This window comes from Desulfopila aestuarii DSM 18488 (assembly GCF_900143695.1).
Lineage (GTDB): Bacteria > Desulfobacterota > Desulfobulbia > Desulfobulbales > Desulfocapsaceae > Desulfopila > Desulfopila aestuarii.
Map to the genome: position 1 here is coordinate 34,723 of NZ_FRFE01000023.1, position 18,228 is coordinate 52,950.

The following is an 18,228-nucleotide window of genomic DNA, read 5'->3' on the forward strand; positions in this document are numbered from 1 at the left end:
GCCTGTTACGTAGTGTTTGCCACCGAAGGTCTGGTGTGGTACTGCCGATGTTGCCTGTAAGGGGTCTCTTATCTTCAATTTGACTGGATCTCTCCCTCAGCTAGAGGGTCACTCCATCCTTGAATATTGCAATTTCGCGGTATCCGTTTTCCTCGTTTTTTGTTTTCAACGTTCCGGAGGCGATGCTATAGATCATCTGCATAAGTTCAGCCAGTACCGATCCTGCATCTTCAGTAAATAGCCGCCCTGCGTCGAAATCGATCCAGCCGGATTTGCGGTTTGCAAGCTCACTGTTGCTGGAGATTTTCATCGTTGGTACCGGAGCGCCCAGCGGAGTGCCTCTGCCGGTGGTAAAGAGTATCAAGTGCGCGCCTGCTGCTGTCATTGCCGTGGTCGAGACAATGTCATTTCCAGGACCTTCAAGGAGTTGAAGTCCTGTTTCGCTCACCCTCTCTCCATAGGCCAGAACTCCACGAACTGTGGCATGGCCGCCTTTTTGGACACAACCGAGACTTTTATCTTCAAGGGTTGTTATTCCACCTGCCTTGTTGCCAGGAGACGGGTTTTCGTAAACGACCTGGTTGTGGCTGGTGTAATAACGTTTAAAGTTGTTTATCAGTTTCACCGTCTTGTCAAAGAGCTCGCGGTTTGCACAGCGGTCCATCAACATTTGTTCGGCGCCGAACATTTCCGGAACTTCCGTGAGAATGGCTGATCCGCCTAGGTCGGTGATGGTGTCACAAACTCGCCCCACCAGAGCGTTAGCAGTGATGCCGGAAAAGCCATCGGAGCCGCCGCACTTCATACCAATAATCAGCTCCGAGGCGGGGGTGGGTTCGCGGCGGTACTGTTTTGCAAACGCGGCAAGCTCTTCAAGCAACCGCCTTCCTTCTCCTACCTCGTCCGGCACGTGTTGGGTGACGAGAAAGCGGATGCGATTTTCGTTATACTCGCCAATCTCACGTTTGAACTCTTCAACGGTGTTGTTCTCACAGCCGAGTCCAACGACCAGGACCGCAGCAGTATTGGGATGATGGACCAGATCGGCCAATATTTTCCGGGTAGTGGCATGGTCATCTCCCATCTGTGAGCATCCATAAGGATGTTTCCAGGCATACACGCCATCAATAGGACCATTGTTGTCTGTTCCCGATAACGTTTTGTCGGCCCAGCTAGCAAGGCTTTCTGCTGTCACATTCACGCAACCCACAGTCGGAATTACCCATATTTCATTGCGAATTCCGATTTTTCCATTTTCACGACGATAGGTCATGATGGTGGGAATCTCAGTGGCTGGCTGTGCTCCGGCAGCGTGGCTGGTCATGGGGTTTGGTGTATACGTGTATCTGGCCTCTTCCGAGAGGAGTGTTCTGAGGTTGTGCACGTGTACGTGATCACCAGCATCAATAGCATCTTTAGCTGCACCGATCGGGTATCCGTATTTGATAATCTTTTCACCTTTCGCTATGTCGCGAAGGGCAACCTTGTGCCCGGCGGGAATATCGGCAAGAAGTGTCAGTTCACGATCTCTGAGCTGTATGCGGGATCCGGCAGCAAGGTTGATGATGGCAACAGCAACCGTATCCTCAGGAGTAATCTGAACAATGTTGTGCTGAGCTTGCATGGTTGCCTCCGTCAATCGCACACTTTTTCAAGTGCTGCCTTCATTCCTTCTGACCAGATCATTTCAAGTCCTAAACTGACCTGATCTTCAAGCCCGGCGTAGCTGGTCAGATCCTCGCCCCACCAGGAACTGTCGGAAAGTACCGCTTTAGTAATTTTTCGTGCTCTCTCGTCAGCTTCACCGCCTTCGCGATAAAGAGCGGCAAAGCGTTGAAGTACCGCCAGGTCATCCTTAATGGCGTAGGGTTTACCATTCCGCACTCCTTCCAGCTCGCCGTTCACTATCTCCGTTCCTTGGTAAAAAGCGATGAGTGCTGCGAGTGAGAAGGCGAGGGCAGGAGGCACCTTGCCGGTTTTGCCAATGAAAGCAATAAGGGAGGGAAGATCACGTGTTTTGAATTTGGACACCGAGTTGAGTGTTATCGAAAGCAGTAAATGCTTGATATACGGATTGGCAAAGCGTTCAAGCACATCGCTGGCATAGGTTTTCAGCTCAGTTTCGTCGCCGTCCATCGAGGGGATGATTTCATCATAAATCCCCTTTTTCATAAAACGATATACCAGCTCGTCCTTTATGCATTCCTCAACAGTGTCAAGGCCGTAGAGAAACGCTGCAGGTACGGTCAAGGTGTGCGCGCCGTTTAAAATGCGGACTTTACGGGTACGGTAGAAGCTCATGTCTTTCGTCCAGATGACATTGAGCCCTGCTGCGACGAGGGGGAATTCCTTGCTGTAATCCTTCCTGGTTTCGATAACCCAGAGATGAAAGATTTCGGCTGCATCAAGAAGGTTGTCGATATATCCCGTTTTATTGGTGAGTCCGGCAGCTTCTTCTTTTGGATAACCAGGGACAATACGATCAACAAGGCTATTGCAGAAGTCGCAGGCTGTGTTGACCCAGTCAATAAAATCGTCATCAAGGTTCCAGGCTGCTGCATGACGGAGTACGTATTCTTTGAGTTTATCGCCATTTTTATCGATCAATTCGCATGGGATAAAGACGAGCCCCTTTGATGTGTCTCCACTGAAATGACGGAACCGGTGTGCCAGGAAGGAAGTGACTTTGCCTGGGAAAGATTGTTGCGGTTGATCATCTGGTTTGTCAGTTGCAGACCAGGCAATACCTGCTTCCGTGGTATTGGAGAGAATGAAACGGAGATCAGGGTTTTCCGCACACTTCAAGTACTCGTCATATTCAGAATATGGATTTATGCATCTGCTGACAGAATTGATGAGTCTCAGTTCTTCAACTGTTTTGCCATCCTGAACACCTCGAAGTACAGTCGTATAAAGACCGTGCTGGTTATTAATCATCTCTGCCAGCCCACGTTCTATAGGCTGAATCAGCACGACGTTGCCGTTGAAATCGGTCTTTTCGTTGGTTATGTCAATCATCCAGTCGGAAAATGCGCGAAGGAAATTTCCTTCTCCGAACTGAAGAATTCTTTCCGGCCGTTTGACTGGTTTTTGTACGTCAGTAATTGCTTTCATGAGTTACTCCAGATCATCAAGGCTGTCTTTCCGGTAAGGTTGCAGGTTATGAGCATTGCATGGATAATTTTTTAAACGAGAAAGAGAGACAGCTAAAAAAATTGTATCGTATTCTTGTACGGTAAATTCGAGACGTATTGCGTGGTGATCAATGTGTGACCAAGATGCAGGGAAAAGAAAGTGGCGGGTGATATAATGCAATCAGCGCAACACCCCCGCGTCTTTGGTTGCCAGAAGTCTGTCCAATTCGGGCAGTGAGAACATTGAATTATCTCCAGGGGTTGTCATGGCGAGCGCTCCATGCACAACTCCGTAATCTATGGTCTTCTGCAATGGTAGATTTTCCAGTCGCCCATGAATGATCCCTGCTGCAAAAGCGTCACCTGCGCCAACCCTGTCATAGATCTCCAGATTCTCGAAACGGACACCTTGGTGGAAATCACCTTCGTGCCATAATAGGCCACTCCAGTCATTCACATTTGCTGATTTAACAACCCGCATCGTTGAGGCGATGGTTTTCAGCTGTGGATGAGTTTCGGCCGTTTTGAGTATCGCCTGGCGAAAGAGTTCGGTTTCCAGGCCTTCAGGGCTTCTCTCCAGTTCCTCTATGCCGAAAAGCACATCAACATGCGGGAGAAGCATCTGGTTGACCTCTTTGGCTTTGTCCTTGCCGCCAAACCTTTGCCACAGGGAAGGGCGATAGTTCAGGTCATAGGAAACGATTGTGCCGTGACTGCGAGCAGCCTGCATGGCTTCGAGGACAACGGCGGCAGAACTGCGCGATAGTCCCGCCATGATTCCACCGGTATGAAACCAGCGTACACCGCATTTCCCAAAGATATGTTCCCAGTCGATCTGGCCCGGCTGCAATTGCGAGATGGCGCTATGTCCGCGATCGGAAGCACCGACCGCTGGGCGCAATCCGAAGCCTTTCTCGAGGAAATAAATACCGTTTCTGCAGGACTCGCCAATGCCATCATATGGAAGCCATTGGATAAGGTCGGTATTGACCCCGCCGGCGGAGATGCGATTTTTAATAAGGCGGCCGATTTCGTTTTCAACAAGAGCCGTTACAACAGCTGTTCGTTTGCCAAAGCAGTGGCTTAAACCACGTACAACGTTGTATTCGCCGCCACCTTCCCACACCTTGAAGGTTTCGGCCGTGGCAATCCGGGTGTCGCCTGGATCAAATCGCAGCATTACTTCGCCAAAGGCGAGACAATCAAACATCATGGTGACTTTCCTGTTTCAATAGAGGTTGCCAGAATCGGTTATACTGGAAGTGTCCTATTCGATTCTCAGTGAAGGAGTTTGACAACACGCTGTATTTCATCATGAATTATGGAAAACCGGCGATTTCGAATCCACTGAGATTGTACCATCCAGCTTCCGCCACAGGCGACAACCTGTTTAATGGCCAGATAATCTTCGAGATTCTCTGATGTTATACCTCCGGTCGGCATGAATTGCACAGTTTGGAAGACACTGCCGAGGGTTGTCAGCATCTTGACGCCTCCCAACTGTTCCGCCGGGAAAAACTTCACGGTTCTCAATCCGGCCTCCAGAGCAAGCTGAATCTCGGTAGGAGTCGCACAGCCCGGGAAAACAGGTACGTTATTTTTCAGGCACCACTCGACCAGGCTGACACTCATTCCCGGAGAGACGATGAAACGTGAGCCGTTGTCAACTGCGGCTTTAGCCTGTTCAATGTTCAGGACAGTGCCGGCACCGACAACGATGTCCGTTCGTTTCGCCATTGTCTTTATAGCTTCCAGGGCGACGCTGGTTCTGAGGGTAATTTCAACGCATCCCAAACCGCCAGATACGATTGCGTCCGCGAGAGGTGCAGCGTCTTGCGCATCGTCGATAACGACTACAGGTATGAGTCGATGCTTTTTCAGTTCATCGCTGAACACTGGTATGTCTCCTTAAATGATGATTCTCATTCTGCTGGTTTGAGGGCCTGCTTGACTGGCACCGGGTTTATCTCTTCTGCTGGGCTTGGTGTGCAGTTGGGGGCCTCAAAGGTAATCATTGTATATTAATGACGTTTGTCGACAAGTGAGCGTTTGACTCTGTCAAGTCGGTCTTTTGTACCGTGAAAGTTTTTCATGGCGACAGCCACAAAAAGCACATCAAGAATTGCAAGCTGGACCAAACGGGATGTCATTGGAGCAAGAAGTATTGCCGCCTCCTGGGAATGGGCAGAAAGAGCAATATCGCAATATTTAATGAGTGGTGCGTTCTCATTTCCAACAATGCCTATAACTTTAGCTCCGGATTTGGCAGCTATTCTGGCGCTATCGATAAGGTCTTTGCTGGAACCGGTGTGCGAGATGGCAACGATAACGTCCTCTGGTGTCAGGAGGGCCGCAGACATGACCTGCATGTGCGAGTCATCCTGCGCCGCACATGGAATGCCCAGGCGAAAAAATTTATGATACGCGTCTTTGGCCACGATCGCAGAACCGCCAAATCCATAAAATTCAACTCGCCGCGCCGAATGGAGTAGTTGCACCGCTTTTTCAAGATCATCAAGATTAAGTTTATTCAGCGTGTTGCTGATAGCTTCACTGTGTGCGTTGATGACTTTGCCGGCGATTCCAGCCAGGGAGTCTTCTGTACTGATATTTTCAAATATATATTTGGATGACGGCAGATCTCTCGCCAGATTGAGACGCAGCTCCATGTAGCCACCAAGGCCAAGTTTGCGACAAAAACGGATGACCGTGGGCTCGCTGGTGCCTGATTTCTCTGCAAGTTCGGTGATCGATGAAGTGACTACCGCTTTTGGATCTCCAAGAACACAGGTGGCGACTTTTTTCTCAGATTTCCTGAGAGAATCAAGCGAATTTCTGATGAGAGCAATTGTATCTGTTGTCATTTTCGTTGGTTAATAGGTGATAACGATTTATAGGTTGCAGGATAATGTTGTAAATTTACTACAAGCCAGGTCGGTGTCAATCTTAAACAGTAATCCATGGTAGTGCAGTAACCCGCTATCACAACGAGAAATTATTTAATTCGGAAAAAGTTGTTGCCGCTTTTCTCTGGTTCTTGAGCCATATCTGAGAACTTCTTAAAGGAGCTCTCTTTCGGTGTGGAGGTTATATTTTTCTTTACCTGAGTTGTGGTTGTTGGTTGGTGCCGAGAAGTCCAGATATTCTGGACTTCTCGCCTGTCTGTTGATGACGTGTAGAGTTACAGCAGGCCGGCAATCCGTGGAAGCCACAACGAAATTTCGGGTATGTACGTAATGAGCATGAGCACTGTAAGCAAGCCGAAGTAAAAGGGAAGCATTGCCTTGGTAACCTTCTCAATCGACAAGTTGGCCACAGCGCTGCCGACAAAGAGAACAGAGCCGACTGGCGGAGTGATCAAGCCAACTCCGAGGTTGATCATCATGATCATGCCGAAGTGTACAGGGTCGATGCCTAGGGTTTTTATGACCGGTAACAGCATGGGGGTCAGGATGAGGATGAGCGGAGCCATATCCATCAGTGTTCCCAGCATCAGCAACATGATATTGATGCACATCAGGATGATGTAACGGTTGTCTGAGAGGGCTGAGAAAAATGCCGTGATTTTCATCGGGATCTGCATGAGCGTCAGGATATATCCAAAACTGGCAGCAAAGCCGATAAGGATCATGACAATTGTTACGGTCTTGACCGTGCGATGCATAAGAATGGGTAGCTGGCTCCATTTGTAGTCGCGATAGATAAACATTGTGACGAAAAAGGCCCAGGCGCAGGCTATGGATGCCGATTCGGTGGCGGTAAAGATACCAGAGAGAATGCCGCCCAGGATAATGACTACGGTTAAAAGTCCCCATGTGGCTTCGCGTACAATCCGAATTGCCTGTGACAAGGGGATTACTTCACCTTTTGGATAGTTACGTTTTTTTGCAAAAAAGAGGCACATACCCATCATGGTCAGGCCAAGAAGAATTCCCGGCATCACGCCTGCGAGAAACAGTGACGCGATGGAGACCGTGCCGCCTGCTGCCAGCGAGTAAATGACTGAGTTGTGTGAGGGCGGAATGAGGATGGCCTGTACGGAACCAGAGCAGGTCACGGCGGTTGCAAATTCACGCGGATACCCTTTTTTTTCCATTTCTGGGATGAGTACTGTGCCGATAGATGCTGTATCTGCAACGGAAGAGCCAGAGATGGCACCGAAAAATGTCGACGCCAGGATGTTGACGAGCGACATGCCGCCGCGTATGAAGCCGACAAATACTGCGGCGAAATTGACCAGTCGATGGGCGATGCCACCTTCGGCCATGATGGCTCCTGCCAGCACGAAAAACGGAATGGCGAGAAGGGAGAACTTGTTTACGCCGCTGGCGATCTGAATCATTACGGCATCAAGCGGCAGATCAATAAGTAGAGCACCGATGACTGAAACCAGTCCCAGGGTGTATGCCACTGGCACCCCTATGGCAATCAGAACAAAAAGGCTACCGATCAGGATGTAAGGTTCCATAATTTATTCTCCATCCGTTGAGTGGTTGTCGTTTTCGCTGCCGGGGCTGCCGATTCTGACAATTTTGCGAAGATGTTGAGGGCCGAAGGCTATGCGTTCGATAACAAACAGTACAGTGATGACCGAGCCAATTGGGAGTGGAAGGTATGTTAGGCCAACACGCAAGACAGGAAACTCTGCGATATATTGATCCCAGGTAACCATGCAGAGGGAAAATCCATATCGGGCGACAAAGAGGGCCAGGGCGATCATCAAAACGTCGACGAGTTGGGAAAAAAACTTCTGGAGGCCGGGAGGAATCCTGTCGGTGACCATGGTGACTGCTATATGAGCACCGGCCCGATAGCCTGCGGCAGCACCAAAGAAGGTAAAAATGATCATGCAAAGAATTGCTAGTGGTTCCGGCCACATCGACCCGTGACCGAGCACGTATCGGTTAAACACCCCGATGGGGATGACGATCGTCATGACAAAGAGTGATATGCCCGAGGTCCAGATGCACATGCGATAAAGCACATCCATCAGCGTGAGTATTGTTTCTTTCATTTTGTGAGAATCCCCGCGAAGTGCTGAGGGCGGGCTGGTGCCCGCCCGGGAACGGCAGTCAGCTACTATTTTACAGCTTCAATACGTTTGATCAGCTCTGCATAATCCTTTCCGTATTTTTCACGTACAGGTGCAGTTGCGTCATAAAAAACCTTTTTGTCGACCTCGATGAACTCGACACCGGCTTTTTTAACGGCTGCTACAGATTCTGCGACCTTTGCATCCCAAAGTTCACGCTGTTCCATCTGTGCTTCACGGGCCAGCTTCTTGATAAGTGCCTGATCGTCGGCAGAGAGTTTGTCCCAAGTGATTTTGGACATAACAAAAATCTCGGGAATCATCAGGTGTCCGGTCAGAGAGTAATACGGTGCAACAGTGAAATGGTTTTGGGTGAAGTAGGTCGGAGGGTTATTTTCGGCGCCGTCAACGACACCAGTCTGCAGGGCACTGTAAAGCTCGCCAAAGCCCATGGAGATGCCGTTGCCACCCATGGCATTCATGGTGTCAACAAACAACGGGTTGCCCATCATGCGGATTTTCATGCCTTGGAGGTCTGCCTGGGTCTTAACCGGTTTTTTGGTATACAGGTTACGGGTACCGCCATCCATCCAGCCCAGTGCAACCAGTTTGGCTGGACTTGCAGTTATTTTTGCCAGGAGTTCGTCGCCAATTTCGCCATCAATGACCGCGCGCATGTGTGCTTCATCGCGGAAAACAAACGGCATGTTGAAAACGTTGACTTCAGGTACAACAGGACCAACCGGACCGAGAGAGGTACGAAGGATGTCGATGGCGCCGACTTGTGTCTGCTCGATCATTGCTTTTTCGTCGCCGAGGATGGCGCCCGGAAACATCTTGAGGGTGATTCGGCCGTTGGTTGCGGCCTCAAGTTTTTGGCCAAGATGCTCCATTGCTACCACGTTTGGATAGCCTTCCGGATGAACATCTGCTGCCTTCAGGGTCATGTTGGCGGATGCAGGGGCTGACATCATAGTCAGGGAACCGATTGCGAGAGCGAGACCAACAAGTGACTTGCGAAACTTCATGAGACACCTCCTTGGGTAGATGAGCGGGGCGAGCCCCAAATTTTGCCGCCAACACACCGGGGGCGGTGTACAGCAAGCAACACAAAACAACCTTCTCCTGTCGACCTGGCCAATGGGGCATGCTGTCGACATCTTTTTTGAATTTTCATCGTCCACTTCCCCAAAACATCTGTCCCTTTCGTTTGAACCTGCCTGTTTTTGCTTCAGCAAATACCAGGAGGGGTGAGGTTTCTAGGGAAATGAATCTATTTTGTAGATTTTCTATGTTTTGTGACTTTGTAAAAACGATAAAATTTCCAAATTATGCGTTTTAACGCCTTGGCTTGGTAATTTTTAATCACCCGAACTTGTGTGCCTTTGGTAGATTTTTGATTACCTCTCTGTGCAGGTGTGCCAGAAATAGAAACCAAGTTCACTCCTAAAGGACGGTTGTAGATTTACTACAAAATGAAACCTTGTCAATAAAAAAATCGTTGTTTAGGCTGATTCAGTCATTAAATGAGAAGGGACAATGGCTGACCTGAGCCTGCTGTGACACGGGAAGATGAAAATTAAGTAACGCTAAAACAGGGTTATGGAATGTTTCTGGTTCTTTTGATACCTCATTTTTGAAGCGACAAGTGCATCTTGTAGTAAAACTTCCTGATTCATTTACAAAAAGAGGGGGACGATGTGGCGTTCATACAAATTGTTGGTGACGTGTCGTGCGACAATATCTGTGTTTACTTCCAAAGCCTGCAAATATGTCTGACCGAGTTCAGCGGCCACTTTGTATCCCACATGCAGCAATTGGCGGATGTTGGCATTGTAGTCGGGGGAACGCTGATCATGCTGGATGGCTCGAGACATCTGCATGTTGGTCCAGGAGTCGACAGAATCAGGCGAAGGCAGGGCTTCTCTGTCAATATCAATCACCGTGGCGTAGGGTTTACATAATTCCTCAAACCTTCCATATGCCTGGCGATAAATATTCTTCACCATGACAAGCGAATCTCCACCGGCCTCAGCCAATCCAATCAGTTCCTCAAGCCAGGTTGTTCCGGCAGTCTTGATATGTACGCCTGACGAGTGGCGTTCGATGGCGGTCCTGATTCCCTGATAGATCGAAAACTTATCACTGCCACTGTGGACACTGAGCTTTAAATCAGGTGGAAGGTGAAAAAGATTGATCGCCTTTTTTATGACACAGACATCGTCGCTGAATTCGCGGTTGAATTGAGCAACATTGCCCTGATACTCAACACCTTTGTTGAAACGGCCGGTGAATTTTGGGGCTATTGTCTGAACAGGAACATTGTATTTGCTGAGTGCAGCAAGAATGAAAAAAAGTTCCTCGGGCGTCTGGGGAGTTGAGGTTTCATCCATTGACACTTCAGTGATGAAATTCCCAACTCCTTTTGCGGTAGCGATGTGACGGTAGATACGAGCAGCCTGTTGTGCAGCGTGGAGGTATTTTTCACCGATGTTAAGAAGTTTTTCAATGGTGATGGTGAGCGGCCCGGCGATTCCTTCAATGTGCAGTTGTCCGATATAGGGAGAAAATGAATCGATAAAGGCCGACAGGTCTGATTCTTTTGGTTTTACCCCTATGTAGTCAGCGACATCAATGGTGAAGAAATCACTGTATTCAAGAAATTCATCCACATTGTGGAGATTGATATGGTCGGCATCAACATGATACTTCCCTTTCCAGCCGGCAGCCCGTACGGCTTCGTCGGCCTCCCGGCGTAAGTCCCGCTGGGTGGTGCCGACAATCGAATGTTCGCGAAACGATTTATTCCAGACGATGGCGAGTTCAACTCCAGCCGCTTCTGCTTTGCGGATGGCCTCGAGTTGGGCAATGCCTTGCATGCCAAACCGGTCACCTGTTCCAAATGAATATTTCGACAGTTGCATCGTTGTCCCCTCTAGAAAAGGTGTTCATCAGTATTCTATTTATTGTAAGCCGTTGAGGTCGTATCGCCCCCTTCACCGGTCCAGTCAGTATGGAAAAATTCACCTCGAGGTTTGTCTACACGCTCATAGGTGTGAGCGCCGAAGTAGTCGCGTTGTGCCTGAAGAAGATTAGCAGGGAGTCGGGCTGTGCGCAGGCTGTCAAAGTAACTGAGGGCCGCTGAGAGGCAGGGGACGGGAATTCCCTGGCTCGTGGCAGTGGCTACCACAAGGCGAAGATCATTTTGGGTGCTGTTGACCTTGTCCATGAAGTAGGGGGCAAAGAGAAGATTTGGCAGAGTTTTATCCTGATGGTAGGCTTCGGCAATCCTGTCAAGAAATACTGACCTGATGATGCAGCCGCCACGCCAGATGCGGGCAATGGCAGCGTAATCAAGGTTCCATCCGTGCTCTTCTGAGGCGCTGCGCATGAGATTATATCCCTGGGTGTAGGAGACGATCTTCGCACAATAGAGTGCTTTCCCAAGCGCGTTGATAAACGGCTCCTTTTCCCCTGAAAAAGAAGGGGTGGGGCCTGAAAGGATGGCGGCAGCCGTGGTGCGGGTTTCTTTTTGGGCGGAGATGCAGCGGGCAAAGACCGATTCGCTGATCAGGGAAAGCGGGATGCCTTGGTCAAGAGCCGCGTTTACCGTCCATTTACCGGTACCTTTTTGGCCTGCAGTGTCAAGAATCCGGTCGATCATCGGGGATCCGTCGAGGTCTTTGTAGGCGAGGATGTCTCGTGTTATATCGATGAGGTAGCTGCTCAATTCGCCATCGCTCCATTTGTGGAACACCTGGTGCATATCGTCTGGCTTAAGGCCAAGAAGCTCTTTCATGATCTGGTAGGATTCACAGATGAGCTGCATATCGCCATATTCAATGCCGTTATGGACCATTTTGACGAAATGGCCTGCGCCGTCCTTGCCCATCCAGGCGCAACAGGGTTCATTATTTCCCACTTTTGCGGAGATGGCGGTAAAGATCGGCTCGACCGCGGGCCAGGCAGTAACTGAGCCTCCAGGCATGATCGAAGGGCCTTTCAGGGCTCCTTCTTCGCCCCCGGAGACACCTGTGCCGATAAAAAGCAGTCCTTTGCCTTCAAGCTCGGCTGATCGACGGATGGTATCGTGGTAATTGGAGTTGCCACCATCAATGATGATATCGCCTTCAGTTAGATAGGGGAGCAGTTGTCTGATAAAGTCATCGACGGCGCTACCGGCTTTCAGCATCATCAGGATCTTGCGGGGCCGTTCAAGTGTGGCGACAAATTGCTCGATAGTGTGATGGCCGCTGATCGATTTTCCCTGACCTCGGCCAGCAAGAAATTTATCGACTTTGCTGGTAGTGCGATTGTAAACCGCGACCGATATTCTTTTGTCGGCCATGTTCAGGACCAGGTTCTCGCCCATGACGGCGAGGCCGGCTACCCCTATCTGCGCTTGTTTATTCATAATGCTGTACCTTTAAGTTCGCCCAGTCGGGCGATGATGTTGTCGCAAAGTGTCTCTGGATCGTGACTGATATCGATAATCACGCCGCCATCCGGTTCTTCCATGGTATCGAGCTGACTGGTCAGGAGATTTGTGTTCATATAATGGTTGCTACGTCGACTGAGTCGTTCCTCAAGCAGGTCATATGAGCCTTTGAGGTAAATCGAAATAACCTCTTGCTGGTCTATTCCAAGCAGGTCGCGATACCAGCCTTTAAGTGCCGAGCAGGCCAAAACAAGGTTCTGGCCTGCTTGCCTGCTAGTCTTGATGCGTCCCTGCAGTATTGTGAGCCAGCCAATGCGATCTTCATCCTCAAGGGGAGTCCCCGCCCGCATTTTGGCTATATTTTCGGGAGGGTGAAAGTCATCTGCATCGTCAAACCGATATCCGAGTTTATAGGCCAGCAGTTTTCCTATCGTTGTTTTCCCGCATCCCATGGGGCCGATCAGAACAAGGATCACGGTATTACTCTCCCTCAGGGTCGATACCGAAGTAGTTGACCGCATTGCGGTAACAGATATCCTGAACAGTATTGCCGATCAGCTCAAAGTCTGCCGGCAGTTCGCCGTTTTCAATGTCGTTGCCGAACAGGTTGCAGAGTATCCTGCGGAAATATTCATGACGAGGATAGGACAAAAAGCTGCGAGAATCTGTCAGCATACCGACAAAACGGGAGAGCAGGCCCATGGTTGAGAGGGCATTCATCTGTCGTTCCATGCCGTCTTTCTGGTCGTTAAACCACCAGCCTGATCCAAACTGCATTTTTCCAGGGATCCTGCCGTCCTGGAAATTGCCGATCAGGGTAGCTATCATCTCATTATCGCGAGGATTAAGGATATAGAGAATGGTTTTGCTCAATTGATCTCCAGAGTCGAGTCTGTCCAGAAACCGGTTGAGACTTCTTGCCATGGTGAAGTCGCCGATTGAGTCGTAGCCTGTGTCGGGGCCAAGATTTGTGAAGGCGCGAGTGTTGTTATTGCGCAGAGTGCCAAAGTGAAACTGCTGCGTCCAGCCGCGTTCATGATCCATGACGGCAAACTCGAACAGCATTGCCGATTTGAAAGCGAGGCTTTCCTGCTGGCTGAGTTGTTTTCCAGAACGAATCTTTGCAAATATCGCAGTTGCTTCCGTCTCTGTGTATTCCTCGGCGTAGGGTTCTTCTATGCCGTGGTCGGAGAGGCGACAGCCCATCTCATGAAAAAAATTATGCCGTTCTCTGAGGCTTTCGTGAAAATCAGTGTAGCTGGTAATATCGCGTCCGGTGCAGGCAGCCAGGCGGTCCACCCACTGGTTAAAGATTGCAGGATCCTCGGTAGCCATGGCCCGGTCTGGTCGCCAGGTTGGCAGGACCCTGGTCGGGCAGTCTTTGTCGGCAGCGATCTTTTGATGGTGCTCGAGGCTGTCGAGAGGATCGTCGGTGGTGCAGACCACTTTGACCTTCATCTGTTTCAGTAATCCCTGGGTGGAAAAATTCTCCTGCTGCAGCATCTCCGAGCATTTTTCATAAATTGTGTCTGCTGTTGCCGGAGAGAGCAGGGTGTCGGTGATGCCGAAAGGGTGCTTCAGCTCAAGGTGGGTCCAGTGGTAGAGCGGATTGCGCAGGGTTTTAGGAACGGTGGCTGCCCAGGCACGGAATTTCTCTTTATCAGAGGCCGAGCCGGTTATGTACGTTTCATCAACGCCATTGGCTCGCATCGCCCGCCATTTATAATGATCTCCATGGAGCCAGATGGCGGTCAGGTTGGCAAATTTTTTATTTTCAGCGATTTCTGCTACGGGAAGATGGCAGTGGTAATCAAAAATGGGCATGTCGGCGGCGTAATCGTGATACAGCCGTTCGGCGCTTTTGGTTTGCAGAAGGAAATTTTCAGACAGAAACGGTTTCATAGTACTCTCTCAAAATCTGTGGAGATGTTGGCTTTACAGAAAATATGGTGGCCAGCTTAATGGTAGAATCTCGCCTTTATGTGTTTGCATGTGTCATGTTTTGAGGCGATGAAGAATTTCTCCAGCCTTTTCCACAAACAGCACACCTTCGTCTTCGCGGTTACGATAATCGTCAGGATTCACAGTGGCAGGATCGAGATAACCGAGACTGATTTTACGACACATCTCAGGAGAAATGGCCGACGCCAGTATTACGTCAATACGCGGTTTTTCTCGGCCATGCTCCATGGTGCCGATGCCACGGACGTGCGTGGAATGGGCAAGTACTCCTCTGGGGATGTTGGTGAACCGCTCGGGAGTTTCCAGGAAATAGTCACGTACATGGTAGCCAATCTGTTCCATGTATTTGCCCCAGGTGCGTGACACTTCGGTGATATGCGGGGCATATATTATCAGTCGGCCGTTATCTGCTACTACCTGTTCTAGCTTGTACATCACCTTGCCGCCAGTCCAGATCTCGTCGTACATTGGCGGGCACACACCGAAGACGGTGTGATACGGGGCATCTTTCCATATGACATGGACCTGTTCCGAGAGGTCGGCAGCCTTGGACCAGGCCTCGCGATAATCGCCACTGTAGAGTCCGTACAATTCCTGGCGTGACTTGACCACCATTGCCAGACAGTGGATCGGGACGTTGATAAACTGCATGGCGCGGTTGATCATTTCGCGAACCGGGGTGTGCTTGATACCGATGGTTCCCGGGCAGGTGACAACTGCGCCCAACCAATGAAATGAATGGAGAAATTCACCACCGGAGATGCCGGGGAAGAGATATTTAGCGCCACCTGAGTACCCTACAACCTCATGCGGGAAGACCGGGCCGAGGATGAGGATGAAATCGTATTCAAAAATGGCTCTATTGATATCTACGGGTACACGCTCGCTTAGCCTGCCCTCAGAAAGCTCCTCGATTTCGTTCGCCTCTATCCAGCCGACCCGCTTGAGGGTGTCTGGGAGATCCCAGCGATGATTGAGAAAACGAGTATTTTTGTATCGACTTGAACGTTCGGCTTCGGAGATGCCGTAAAGGGCAAGAATCCGCTCTTCGGATAGTGGTGTGTGCGTGCCGAGAGCGACCATGAAATCAAGGGTGTCAGTCTGGCCCCCAACAATTTCCTGCAGGGTGGAAATCAACAGTGGCAGGGGGCATGTTCTGGTCGTGTCCGGGGTCAGAACCAGAACACGTTTACCACTGTAAAGTGAGGAGGGAGTGGTGCGAGTGATGATCTCTCTGATCTCTTCTTTGCTGAGAGCCGCATTGGGCGAGCCTTTACCGGAAGCCATAGTTCTGCCGTTTGCCTCAAATATTATGAACGAGATAACCGCCATCTACCGGGATCGAAACTCCGGTCACAAAGCCGGAGGCCCTGGAGCTGGCAAGAAAGATTGTAGCTCCAGCTAACTCAGAGACATCTCCAAAACGTTTGAAAGGCGTTCGGGAGATGACTGATTGGCCTCTGGCCGTGTACTCTCCTGTTTTTTCATCGATGAGCAGCGCCTTATTCTGTTTGCCGATGAAAAAGCCGGGGGCGATCGCATTAACCCGTATACCGTACTCGGCGAATTCGTTGGCACTTGCCATGGTCAGGTTGAGGGTTGCGGCTTTGGCAGCATCGTAGGCCCATACTCCAGAGAGGGGATTGTATGAGGTCATGGAGGTCAGGTTGATAATGCTTCCCTGAATCTTTTTTTCAATCCAGTGTCGGCAGAAGAGTTTGGTCGTAACAACCAGTCCGGCGAGAAGGTTCATGTCCAGGATATCCCTGAACTGATCGAGGTCAATATCGAGAAAAGGCGTTTTGCCTTTATTGCCCCCGACCCCGTTAATGAGAATTTCAGGAGTACTGAACTTCTTGGCGGATTGGTTGAAGGCATCGGCCACTGCTGTCTCTTTGCCGGTATCAAGCTGAATACCGTGCACCCGACTTTTCAGTTCGGGAAGGTCGTTGTAGCGGGCGAGAAAGGATGCGATCGATTCTTTGGTGCGGCTCCAGACGACGACGTTGGCGCCAGCTCGGAGAAGGGCATCGGACATCACGGTGCCGATAGCACCGGCTCCTCCTGTGACCACGGCTGTTTTACCGGAAAGGCCAAACATCGATTCGAGGTAATCCATACGTGCTCCTTGCTGCGTAAGCCATTAACAGAGACTGGCCAGATAGATTGTTCACTGAATAAAGAATGATGTAAAACTATAGAAAGGCGATGATGGTTTTGTCAAGCGGTTTATTTGGTGAGCGAATAAACAGTATTGTCTTTTCGGAGTTACTGCCTTAAGTTCTTGTAAAGTTATGTAAAAATATGAAAATGAATCGATATATTTTAACGGGATTGGTGGTTTATGTGTTGACAGCTTCTCGTATTTTGTTAAATAATTTCGTCATGAAATTAATATGTATTCATATATGCAGTTTTGGGGAGATGTCATGGCTGTAGCAAACAGGGATTTGATGCGGGCCATAAACCGCTTTGCCATACTCCACGCAATCCGTGATGCTGGAACTATCTCACGGGTAGACCTGTCACGTACTACCGGGCTGAGCCAGGCGACAGTGACGTCTATTACTGCGGAGTTGTTGAAAGAGGAAATGCTGCTGGAGCAGGAAGGTGGAAAATCCATCGGTGGGCGCAAGCCGGTACCTCTTGCGGTTAATCCAAGGGGTGCATATTCAGTAGGTGTACATCTTTCGGTAGATAAGGTGTGTGTTGTCATCATGGACCTGCAGGCTACGATCTTGAGTAGCTACAGTAAAAATCTTAATCCGACCGATCTGAGCCTGGAAAACGTCATTGAGACCCTTATCGAAACGGTGCAGGCCTGTCTCTGGAAAGCTGATTTTTCTAAAAGCCAGATCTCCGGTATTGGCGTAGCCATTCCTGGTTTGATCGATTCCCGGAACGGTTTTGTGCACTTTATTCCCAATTACGACTGGAAAAACGTAAATCTTGCCCAGATACTCGGTGAGCGGGTAGGTGTGCCTGTCTATGTGGAGAACAGCGCCAATACATTGGTGATATTTGAACAGTGGTTCGGGGTTGGTCGAGGTACCCATAATTTTCTGCTGATAACAACCGAACATGGCATCGGTATGGGTATGGTTCTGGATGGCAAGATATTTCGTGGATTTCGTGGCATCGCCGGTGAGTTCGGGCATACTTTTGTCGCTGAAAACGGGCCACTTTGCCGTTGCGGTGAAACCGGTTGTCTTGAGGCCATCTGCGGAAATAATGCTATCATTCGGGACGCCCTTGAGGCAGCTCGTTGCGGTGAGTGGCAGCCCGAAGGGGGAAAGGTGGATATTGAAACAATTCTCGCTGCCGCCCGGGAAGGCAATGCTGCTCTAAGGGCAATCTATCGCAAGGCCGGGCGTACATTGGGAATAGGGATCAGCAATATGCTGAAACTTTTTGATCCTGAGAAAATTATTATCTCAGGTAAAGGTGTGCTGGCTGGAGACCTCCTCCTCGGCCCGATGGCGGAGACCTTGCACCAGGATATTTCATTTGCCAGCAACGCCAGGACACAACTGTGTGTTCAGGAATGGCAACCGACAAATTATGCACGGGGTGCGGGAGCCCTTGTATTGCAGGAAGTGTATCAATCTCCAGCAAACAGGGTTGTACCCATTATTTAATCCGGCATAGCAAAAATTATGATG

14 protein-coding genes and 1 pseudogene are annotated in these 18,228 nt (G+C 49.8%); 1 reads left to right on the top strand and 14 read right to left on the bottom strand.

The annotated features are described in order from the left end of the window. Positions 1–100: 100 nt before the first annotated feature. The 14 genes and pseudogenes from BUF15_RS19055 to BUF15_RS19120 form a co-directional block, all read right to left on the bottom strand. Positions 101–1,624, bottom strand: coding sequence for a UxaA family hydrolase (locus BUF15_RS19055; protein WP_073615306.1), 1,524 nt, complete (start codon positions 1,622–1,624; stop codon positions 101–103). 11 nt (positions 1,625–1,635) lie between these two features. Beyond that, complete coding sequence (locus tag BUF15_RS19060; RefSeq protein WP_073615307.1) at positions 1,636–3,114, bottom strand: tagaturonate reductase; 1,479 nt, start codon at positions 3,112–3,114, stop codon at positions 1,636–1,638. 201 nt (positions 3,115–3,315) lie between these two features. Next, entirely contained in the window at positions 3,316–4,347 is a 1,032-nt protein-coding gene (locus BUF15_RS19065) for a sugar kinase (protein ID WP_073615308.1), read from the bottom strand. A gap of 65 nt (positions 4,348–4,412) precedes the next feature. After that, positions 4,413–5,030 carry a bifunctional 4-hydroxy-2-oxoglutarate aldolase/2-dehydro-3-deoxy-phosphogluconate aldolase gene (gene eda, locus BUF15_RS19070; protein ID WP_084554201.1) on the bottom strand — a complete coding sequence of 206 codons (618 nt, stop codon included), beginning with the start codon at positions 5,028–5,030 and terminating at the stop codon, positions 4,413–4,415. A 125-nt stretch (positions 5,031–5,155) separates the two neighbouring features. Then, positions 5,156–5,998 carry a MurR/RpiR family transcriptional regulator gene (locus BUF15_RS19075; RefSeq protein WP_073615310.1) on the bottom strand — a complete coding sequence of 281 codons (843 nt, stop codon included), beginning with the start codon at positions 5,996–5,998 and terminating at the stop codon, positions 5,156–5,158. Positions 5,999–6,315: 317 nt separating this feature from the next. Beyond that, on the bottom strand, positions 6,316–7,602 hold the full coding sequence (locus BUF15_RS19080) for a TRAP transporter large permease (protein WP_073615311.1): 1,287 nt from the start codon (positions 7,600–7,602) through the stop codon (positions 6,316–6,318). Positions 7,603–7,605: 3 nt separating this feature from the next. Then, the gene (locus BUF15_RS19085) at positions 7,606–8,148 is read right to left on the bottom strand and encodes a TRAP transporter small permease (protein ID WP_073615312.1); all 543 of its coding nucleotides are present in this window, start codon (positions 8,146–8,148) and stop codon (positions 7,606–7,608) included. A 65-nt stretch (positions 8,149–8,213) separates the two neighbouring features. Continuing rightward, positions 8,214–9,194 (bottom strand): TRAP transporter substrate-binding protein, encoded by a 981-nt coding sequence (locus BUF15_RS19090; RefSeq protein WP_073615313.1) that lies wholly within the window; start codon positions 9,192–9,194, stop codon positions 8,214–8,216. 651 nt (positions 9,195–9,845) lie between these two features. Beyond that, a pseudogene (locus tag BUF15_RS19095) lies at positions 9,846–11,099 on the bottom strand (tagaturonate epimerase family protein); the annotation flags it as partial. 26 nt (positions 11,100–11,125) lie between these two features. Next, entirely contained in the window at positions 11,126–12,580 is a 1,455-nt protein-coding gene (gnd, locus tag BUF15_RS19100; RefSeq protein WP_073615315.1) for a decarboxylating NADP(+)-dependent phosphogluconate dehydrogenase, read from the bottom strand. After that, positions 12,577–13,080, bottom strand: coding sequence for a gluconokinase (locus BUF15_RS19105; protein WP_084554203.1), 504 nt, complete (start codon positions 13,078–13,080; stop codon positions 12,577–12,579). The genes gnd and BUF15_RS19105 overlap by 4 nt, the downstream gene beginning before the upstream one ends. Positions 13,081–13,084: 4 nt before the next feature. After that, entirely contained in the window at positions 13,085–14,506 is a 1,422-nt protein-coding gene (gene uxaC / locus BUF15_RS19110; RefSeq protein WP_073615316.1) for a glucuronate isomerase, read from the bottom strand. Positions 14,507–14,599: 93 nt separating this feature from the next. Next, positions 14,600–15,853 (bottom strand): lactate racemase domain-containing protein, encoded by a 1,254-nt coding sequence (locus BUF15_RS19115; protein WP_073615352.1) that lies wholly within the window; start codon positions 15,851–15,853, stop codon positions 14,600–14,602. A 16-nt stretch (positions 15,854–15,869) separates the two neighbouring features. After that, positions 15,870–16,685: an SDR family NAD(P)-dependent oxidoreductase gene (locus BUF15_RS19120; RefSeq protein ID WP_073615317.1), complete on the bottom strand. Its 816-nt coding sequence runs from the start codon at positions 16,683–16,685 to the stop codon at positions 15,870–15,872. 310 nt (positions 16,686–16,995) lie between these two features. On the opposite strand from BUF15_RS19120, the gene BUF15_RS19125 reads away from it, so the two are divergent. Continuing rightward, the gene (locus BUF15_RS19125; RefSeq protein ID WP_159441330.1) at positions 16,996–18,204 is read left to right on the top strand and encodes an ROK family protein; all 1,209 of its coding nucleotides are present in this window, start codon (positions 16,996–16,998) and stop codon (positions 18,202–18,204) included. The last annotated feature ends 24 nt before the right edge of the window (positions 18,205–18,228 follow it).

Coding starts and splice junctions, on each gene's coding strand:
- BUF15_RS19055 (WP_073615306.1), bottom strand. CDS start 1,624: ATGCAAGCTCAGCACAACATTGTTCAGATTACTCCTGAGGATACGGTT.
- BUF15_RS19060 (WP_073615307.1), bottom strand. CDS start 3,114: ATGAAAGCAATTACTGACGTACAAAAACCAGTCAAACGGCCGGAAAGA.
- BUF15_RS19065 (WP_073615308.1), bottom strand. CDS start 4,347: ATGATGTTTGATTGTCTCGCCTTTGGCGAAGTAATGCTGCGATTTGAT.
- BUF15_RS19075 (WP_073615310.1), bottom strand. CDS start 5,998: ATGACAACAGATACAATTGCTCTCATCAGAAATTCGCTTGATTCTCTC.
- BUF15_RS19080 (WP_073615311.1), bottom strand. CDS start 7,602: ATGGAACCTTACATCCTGATCGGTAGCCTTTTTGTTCTGATTGCCATA.
- BUF15_RS19085 (WP_073615312.1), bottom strand. CDS start 8,148: ATGAAAGAAACAATACTCACGCTGATGGATGTGCTTTATCGCATGTGC.
- BUF15_RS19090 (WP_073615313.1), bottom strand. CDS start 9,194: ATGAAGTTTCGCAAGTCACTTGTTGGTCTCGCTCTCGCAATCGGTTCC.
- gnd (WP_073615315.1), bottom strand. CDS start 12,580: ATGAATAAACAAGCGCAGATAGGGGTAGCCGGCCTCGCCGTCATGGGC.
- uxaC (WP_073615316.1), bottom strand. CDS start 14,506: ATGAAACCGTTTCTGTCTGAAAATTTCCTTCTGCAAACCAAAAGCGCC.
- BUF15_RS19115 (WP_073615352.1), bottom strand. CDS start 15,853: ATGGCTTCCGGTAAAGGCTCGCCCAATGCGGCTCTCAGCAAAGAAGAG.
- BUF15_RS19120 (WP_073615317.1), bottom strand. CDS start 16,685: ATGGATTACCTCGAATCGATGTTTGGCCTTTCCGGTAAAACAGCCGTG.
- BUF15_RS19125 (WP_159441330.1), top strand. CDS start 16,996: ATGGCTGTAGCAAACAGGGATTTGATGCGGGCCATAAACCGCTTTGCC.